This is a genomic window from Kineococcus glutinatus (assembly GCF_039542765.1).
Classification (GTDB): domain Bacteria; phylum Actinomycetota; class Actinomycetes; order Actinomycetales; family Kineococcaceae; genus Kineococcus_A; species Kineococcus_A glutinatus.
In genome coordinates this window covers 1-6,798 of sequence record NZ_BAABIL010000372.1, presented here as the reverse complement: position 1 = coordinate 6,798, position 6,798 = coordinate 1, and the positions used below count along the sequence as shown (strand labels likewise).

At 76.6% G+C, this 6,798-nt stretch carries 7 protein-coding genes; 2 read left to right on the top strand and 5 right to left on the bottom strand.

Annotated features, from left to right (window positions below; all coding sequences use genetic code 11):
* Positions 1-25 precede the first annotated feature (25 nt).
* The 5 genes from ABEB16_RS13840 to ABEB16_RS13820 all read right to left on the bottom strand — a co-directional run bounded on the left by ABEB16_RS13840 (position 26) and on the right by ABEB16_RS13820 (position 5,442).
* Positions 26-1,219 (bottom strand): Gfo/Idh/MocA family protein, encoded by a 1,194-nt coding sequence (locus tag ABEB16_RS13840; RefSeq protein ID WP_345712827.1) that lies wholly within the window; start codon positions 1,217-1,219, stop codon positions 26-28.
* On the bottom strand, positions 1,216-1,968 hold the full coding sequence (locus ABEB16_RS13835; protein WP_345712826.1) for an alpha/beta hydrolase: 753 nt from the start codon (positions 1,966-1,968) through the stop codon (positions 1,216-1,218). The genes ABEB16_RS13840 and ABEB16_RS13835 overlap by 4 nt, the downstream gene beginning before the upstream one ends.
* Positions 1,965-3,101 (bottom strand): dienelactone hydrolase family protein, encoded by a 1,137-nt coding sequence (locus tag ABEB16_RS13830; protein ID WP_345712825.1) that lies wholly within the window; start codon positions 3,099-3,101, stop codon positions 1,965-1,967. The genes ABEB16_RS13835 and ABEB16_RS13830 overlap by 4 nt, the downstream gene beginning before the upstream one ends.
* Before the next feature lie 19 nt (positions 3,102-3,120).
* On the bottom strand, positions 3,121-4,503 hold the full coding sequence (locus ABEB16_RS13825) for a Gfo/Idh/MocA family protein (RefSeq protein ID WP_345712824.1): 1,383 nt from the start codon (positions 4,501-4,503) through the stop codon (positions 3,121-3,123).
* Positions 4,504-4,800: 297 nt separating this feature from the next.
* Positions 4,801-5,442, bottom strand: coding sequence for a hypothetical protein (locus ABEB16_RS13820; RefSeq protein WP_345712823.1), 642 nt, complete (start codon positions 5,440-5,442; stop codon positions 4,801-4,803).
* A gap of 141 nt (positions 5,443-5,583) precedes the next feature.
* Between ABEB16_RS13820 and ABEB16_RS13815 the strand changes: the two genes are divergently transcribed.
* Positions 5,584-6,210 (top strand): signal peptidase I, encoded by a 627-nt coding sequence (locus tag ABEB16_RS13815; protein WP_345712822.1) that lies wholly within the window; start codon positions 5,584-5,586, stop codon positions 6,208-6,210.
* On the top strand, positions 6,207-6,749 hold the full coding sequence (locus tag ABEB16_RS13810; RefSeq protein ID WP_345712821.1) for a signal peptidase I: 543 nt from the start codon (positions 6,207-6,209) through the stop codon (positions 6,747-6,749). Before ABEB16_RS13815 ends, ABEB16_RS13810 begins: the two co-directional genes overlap by 4 nt.
* Positions 6,750-6,798: the final 49 nt, after the last annotated feature.

Sequence of the window (6,798 nt, the reverse complement as noted above, 5' to 3'; positions counted from 1 at the left end):
AGCGCACCGCCGGGCAGCACGGCGGTCACGCCGATCCCACCGGGGCCGGTGCGGCCCAGGGCGCGCCGAGCTCGGAGAACGTGCGGTTCTCCGCGGCGGCGCGGCGCACCCAGCCCTCCACGTCGCGCAGCACGGGGTGCGCCTGCTCGCCGTCCCCGTGCCAGTCGACGTGCGCGGCGGGCACGGGGCGCGGCTCCTCGGCGGTGCGCACCGCGTCGAGCACCCGCATGAACGCCCCGGTGTCCTCCAGCGCGCAGATCAGCGGGCCCCCGTCGGCCCTGCGCTGCAGCAGGTCCGCGAGCAGCGTCCGCCGCGGGTGGCGGACGCTGGTCGGCTCGCGGCCCTGCACGTGCACGTCGAGGACGTCGCTGGTGTAGTGCAGCACCGCGTGCCCGCGGCTGCCCCGCACCGTGACGAGGGGTTCGCTCTGCTCGCGGGCGCAGAGGGTCGCGGCGACGAGGACGGGAACTCCACCGCTGGTGGCGACCCGCACCACCGAGGTGTCGTCGCACTCGACGTCGTTGACCCGGTACAGGTCCGTCTCGACCCGCTCGACGTCCCCGGACCGGCGGGCACCGGCGACGCGCAGCGCGGTGGCGACGGCGTGCGCGAGGGGGTTGGTGAGCACCCCGTCGACGACGTCGGTGCCGTCCAGCCGGCGCCGGCCGGCCCAGCGGGAGCGGCGCCAGTAGGCCAGCGGGCGCACCCAGGTGCCGGTGGCCGCGACCCGGACGTCGTCGCCCAGCTCGCCGCGCCGCAGGAGGGCGATCAGCTCGTCGACACCACCGCCGCCGAGGCTCTGGAAACCCACCTGGCAGCGCCGGCCCGTCCGGGCCAGGAGCGCCCGCAGCCGGTCGAACTCGGCGAGGGAGGCCGCGGTGGGTTTCTCCAGCAGGACGTCGGCGCCGGCCAGCAGCGCGGTCTCGGCCAGCGCGGCGTGGGTGTGGATGGGCGTGGCGACCACCACGACGTCGGCCCGGACGGCGGCGAGCAGGTCGCCGAGCCCGGCGGTGACGACGACGCCCGCGGTGTCGCCACCGGGCAGGGTGGCGGGGTCCGGCGGCACCGGGTCCGCGACACCGACGAGGCGCGCGGCGCCCGCGGCCTGCAGCTCGGCGATCCCCCGCAGGTGCTGGATGCCGAACCCGTGCGCCCCCGCGAGGGCGATCCGCACCGGTTCCGCCGCCACGGGCTGCACCGTCGCACCGTTCGTCGTCACGTCCCCGACCTCCCGCCGGTCCCCACCACGTCCTGTTCCACCACGTCCGGTTCCACCCACCCGAGGTGCGCGAGCCACCCCGCGCACAGGGCCCGCCAGCGCCCGGCGCGCGGTTCACCCTCCGCCGCCCCCAGCCCGTGCCCGCCCTCGGCGAACACGTGCAGCTCCACGGGAACCCCCGCGGCGGCCAGCGCCGCGGTGTAGCGCAGCGAGTGGGTGACGTCGACGGCGTCGTCGGCGGCGGTGTGCCACACGAACGCCGGTGGCGTCGCGGCGCTCACGTGGCGGTCGGGGGACAGCTCCCGCGCCCGCGCCGGGCTCGGGTCCGCACCCAGCAGGTTGCGCACCGACCCGGCGTGCGGGGCGTGCTCGAAGGAGACGACCGGGTAGCATAGCACGGTCGCGTCCGGCACCTCCCCACCCCCCAGGCCGGTGGACAGGCACGCCGCCAGGTGCCCGCCGGCGGAGAAACCCAGCACCCCGACGCGGCCGGGGTCGACGGCCAGCCCGTGCCCGCCCGAGCGCACCTGCTGCAGCGCCGCCGTCGCCGCCCGCAGCGGCACGGGGTGGCGCTGCGGGGCCACGGGGTACCGCAGGACGAACGCGTGCAGCCCCAGCGACGCCAGCCACCGGGCGATGGGTTCGCCCTCGTGCGGCGCGCAGCGCTCGTAGCCGCCACCGGGCAGCACGAGCACCGCCGGGCGAGGCCCGCTCCCCCGCGCGGCGCGGAACTCCGCCAGCGCGTTCACGCCGCCGCCCCGGCCTGCCGCAGCAGGAACCCGAAGGCCTCGTCCTGCTCGGCGGGACCGAAGCGGTGCGGGCCGTCGAACCAGCTGCCCGTGTACCGCTGCCCGATGGTGGTGCGCAACCGCTCGTCGGCGGCCAGCATCCCCTCGGCGGGGAACAGCTCGTCGTGGCGGCCGTACTGGACCAGGACGGCGGTGCCCTCCGCGGCGCGCAGCACGTCGGGCCACTCGCAGGTGCGGCGCAGCGCCTGCTCCGACAGCAGGCGGGAGTGCCGGTCGACGTGGCCGGGGACGAGCGCGGCGTAGGTCGTCATCATGCACGTGACGACGACGGCGCGGAGCCGCTCGTCGAGGGCGGCCAGCAGCGCCGCGCGCACCCCGCCCCCGGAGAAACCGAACGCCCCCAGGCGGCCGGGGTCCACGCCGGGCAGCTGCGCCAGCACCTCCAGGGCGACGAGGTCGTCGTGGAGCACGGTGCCGGCGAACGTCGTGCCGAGCAGGTCGGCGCAGGTGGCGACCACGTTCTCGTGGGCGCCGGCGGCGGCGTCGTAGCGCTGCGCCGCGGTGGGCTCCACGCCCTCCTGCCGCCACCGCGCCTCGGCGGCCGCCACCGCGTCCGCCACCCGCGGCACCGGGTCGGCGAGGTCGAAACCCCTGCTGCCCCAGGCGAAGGCGTCGTGGCAGAGCACGACGGCACCGCGGCGGGCGAGTTCCGCGGCGGGGGCGCGCCCGCCGTAGCAGCCGTGCCGCAGGTCGAGCGCCGCCCCGCTGGAGGCGGGTCCGAGGTCGACGAGCTGCTCGGCGCCGACGGATTTCACGCCGCCGTGGCAGTGCAGCCCCAGCACCCCGGGCAGCGCACCGGAACCGGTCCGCCGCGCCGGTTCCAGCAGCCAGGCACGGGTGCGCGGACCGAAACCCGTCTGCCAGCTCAGCTCCGTGGTGCGCACCCCGTCGCGGACGGCGCCGGCCCCCTCGGTCACCGCGGGGAGCACCGGTGCCGCGACGCCGAGCGCCGCGGCGATCCGGGCTCGTGGTCCCGCGGCCGGGGCGTGCGGCGGCGTGCGCGCGACGAAGTCGGGCCAGTCGTCGTGGCCGGCGATGGCGCTGGGGCGCACCGGGGCCGGCAGCACGCTCACCGCAGGTCCCCGGGCGCGCTCACCGGCGCGGCTGCAGGTCGCCGCGGCCGGCGCGCAGGTCGGCCCCGAGGCCGAGGTCGGCGACCAGGACGGGACGCTCCTGCTCCAGGGAGGTGTTCGCGGCGATGCCGACGGCCACCGACCGCAGGCCGTCGAGGTAGCCGGCCGGGCGCCCCAGCGGGTCCTCGCCGGGGCCGCGGAACAGGTCGTGCAGCAGCAGGGCGTCGCCGCCGCCGTGCCCGCCGGTGCCGTTGACGATCGCCACCTCCTGCGCCGTCTCCCAGTGCCGCTGCACGAGGAGGCGCTCGCCGGTGGGGCGGGTGTCGTGCTCCCCGACGAGGTGCGGGTTGGCGCTGGGGTCGACGACGACGCCCGCGCCGTCCACGAGGCAGGCGCCCCGCTCGACGACGGTGAGCTCCGCGCGGCCCTCGGTGCCGTTGACGGCGACGGTGTACCCCTCCCAGGGGCTGTGCGCGTTGAGGGAGTAGGTGAGGGTCGGCCCGCCGTGGTAGTCGACGACGACGGCCATGTTGTCCTCGATGGTGATGCCCTCGGAGAACACGTCCCGGTCGCGGCGGTAGCCGTCGTGGGACTCGTTGTCGTAGTAGAGGGCCTTGAGGGTGGGGTCGCGGCGCATGTCGAGGGCGAACGGGTCGCCGGCCGCCTCGTCGGTGCTGCCGCGCTCGGGGCGGGGGCCGAGACCGCGGGCGGCGGCGTTCTCGGCGCCGTAGAAGCGCAGCCCGCCGCTGGCGTAGACGCGGCGCGGCACGTCGTCGATCCACCAGTTCACGAGGTCGAAGTGGTGGGAGGACTTGTGCACGAGCAGCCCGCCGGAGGTGCCCTTCTGCCGGTGCCAGCGGCGGAAGTAGTCCGCGCCGTGGACGGTGTCGAGCACCCACTCGAAGTGCACGGAGGTGACGCGCCCGATGCGGCCGGAGGCGATGACCTCCCTGAGGGCGCTGTTGCGCGGGGAGTAGCGGTAGTTGAAGGTCACGACGACGTTGCGGCCGGTGGCCTCGACGGCCTCGGTGATGAGGCGGCAGCCGTCGGCGTCGGTGGTCAGCGGCTTCTCGACGACGGCGTCCGCCCCGGCGCGCAGGGCGCGGGCGACGTAGCCGGCATGGGTGGCGTCGGGGCTGGTGACGACGACGCGGTCGACGGCCTCCTCGGCGATCATCCGCTCCAGCTCGTCGGGGGCGTAGCGGTGCGGGATCGCCGCGGTCGGGTGCTGCTCGCGCAGCCGGGCCTCGTGGACGTCGAGCCGGCCGGGGTTGACGTCGCTCCAGGCGACGAGCTCGGCGGCCTCGGCGTGCTCGCCGGCGATGGCGTCGACGTACATGCGCGCGCGGTGGCCGGTGCCGATCAGGGCGTATCGGGTTCGACGGGTGGGCTGTGCGGGCATCGGCTCTGCGTCTCCCGGCTCGCTGGTCTGCGCTGACCTGGTGAGAAAGCGCTTTCTCCCCGCTAGGTCTACCAGCGCCCGACAGCCGCGGTCAAGCACTGCGACGACCCGGTGAGCGCTTCCCCGCGCGGGCCCGGACACCGGGCCCGGACACCGGGCCCGGACGCGGCGGAGGGGCCGCCCGACCGCGCGCTGCGCGGTGGTGCGGCCCCTCCCCCGGCCGGCACCCTCCCCTCCTGCGGGGCGCCGGCCGGTCCCGCCCGGCGCCGTTGCCGGGCGGGACCACGGATGGGTGGATCAGGTGTTCTGCGCCTGCCAGGTGAAGTTGAAGGCGACGGAGTCGCCCTGCGCGTAGTCGGTGGCGGAGCCGGAGAGGGTGTAGCTGACCCGGTACGTGATGATCGTGTTGCTGGCCACGTTGCTCACCGACGCACCGGCGGAGTACGCGGTGCGCGCGCCGAAGGCCTTCGCCGCCTCGTTGGTCACCGGGAGGGTCATCGCCGGGGTGCTGGCGGTGAAGCTGCCGCAGGTCGAGGTGAAGTCGCCACCGGTCTTGTAGTCGATCGTGAACTGCAGCTGGTCTTCGAGGTTGGTGCCGGCCGCGCCGCCCGAGGAGCCGGCCGTGGTCGCGTAACCCGAGGCGTAGAGAGCGATGTTCGCGGCCAGGCTGCCGCTGTACGTGACGACGACGCACTTGGTCTCGCTGGTGCCCGGCTTCAGGGCGCCGCTGCCGTTCGACGACCACGGCAGCGAGGCCGAGGGCGAGCTGTTGGTCAGCGCGACCGTGCCCGCGGTCCAGGTGTTCGTGCCCGTGCTCGTCGTCGCCGTGAAGGCCGCGTTCGAGGAGGAGTGGACGATCAGGCCGCTGGCGAGCAGCCCGACCGGTACGGCGGCGATCGCGGCCGCTCGGCGACGGCGCTCGGACTTCGGGGACGGCACGGTCTCTCCTCGCACGGGACGGGCAGCGGCGCGCTGCTCCCACACCCATCGGCGCGACGGGGCCGCTCCTCAAGCACTTCCGCGTGACGTCGTGGGGCCGTTCGGGTTGAGCCGGACCCCCGTCGTGCCGACACCGCCTACGTGCAGCGACCACCGACGACCGCTGGACCCGCCGTCGCGGGTCTGCTGCCCCGCGCGGGCCGCGCGGCGGGCGAGGTGGCGCGGGTGGTGGCCGCCGGCGTGCTCGCCGTCCTCGGCGGCCTGCTGCTGTGGTCGGTGCTGCCCCTCGCGGTCGGCGGGACCCCCAGCGCCGTCGTCAGCGGCTCCATGACGCCGCACCTGCGCGTCGGGGACGTCGTCGTCACCCGGCCGGTGGCCGGCTCCGAGATCGAGACCGGTCAGGTCGTGCGCTTCGCCGATCCCTCCGACGCGGGGCGGCTCATCGTGCACCGCGTCGTGGGGACGACCCCCGGGGGCGACCTGGTGACCCGCGGGGACGCCAACCAGTCCCCCGACGCCGCACCCGTCGAGCGCGACGACGTCCTCGGCGTGGGGCGGCTGCGCATCCCCCTGGTGGGCCTGCCGCGGGTGTGGTGGCAGGAGCGCGAGGTCGCCCCGCTGCTGGCCCTGGCCGTCCTGGCCGCCATCGCCGGCGGCGTGGCCTTCCCGCCCCGGCCCGAGGCCGCCCACACCGGCACCGACACCGACACCGAGGACGACACCGACACCGAGCGCACCCCGGACGACGCACCGGCGGCCCGGCCGTGACCCGGTCGCCGGTCGCCCTCCTGCCGCGCGCCCGCGCGCTCGCGGGCACCGCCGCGCAGGTGGTCGCCACCGCGGTGCTGTGCACCCTGTCCGGGCTGGTGCTGTGGTCCGTGCTGCCGACGGCGGTCGGCTGGCGGACCAGCGCGATCGTCAGCGGGTCGATGGCACCGCACCTCGCCGTCGGCGACGTCGTGATCACCTCGCCCGTCGCGGTGGACGCGCTGCGGCCGGGGATGGTCGTCCGCTTCCCCGACCCCACCGGCGCACCGCGCGCCATCGTGCACCGCGTCGTCCGCGCCGACGCCGGCGGCACGCTCGTCACCAAGGGCGACGCCAACCAGAGCGAGGACTCCACCCCCGTGCAGCGCGACGCGGTGACGGGGGTGGGCAGGTTGCGCGTCCCGCTCGTCGGCCTGCCCACCGTCTGGGTGCGCGAGGGCCGTTTCGCCCCCGTCGCCGCGGTCACCGGCCTGCTGGCGCTCAGCACCGCGCTCGCGCTGCCGCGCGGCGCCCACCCCCGCGCCCGCCGACAGCTCTGAAGGAGGTTCCACCGTGCCCGCCGCGACCCCGTCCCGACCCCGCGCTGCC

Excerpts from the sequence above, each read along its gene's own strand:
- ABEB16_RS13825 (WP_345712824.1), bottom strand. The coding sequence starts at position 4,503 with ATGCCCGCACAGCCCACCCGTCGAACCCGATACGCCCTGATCGGCACC.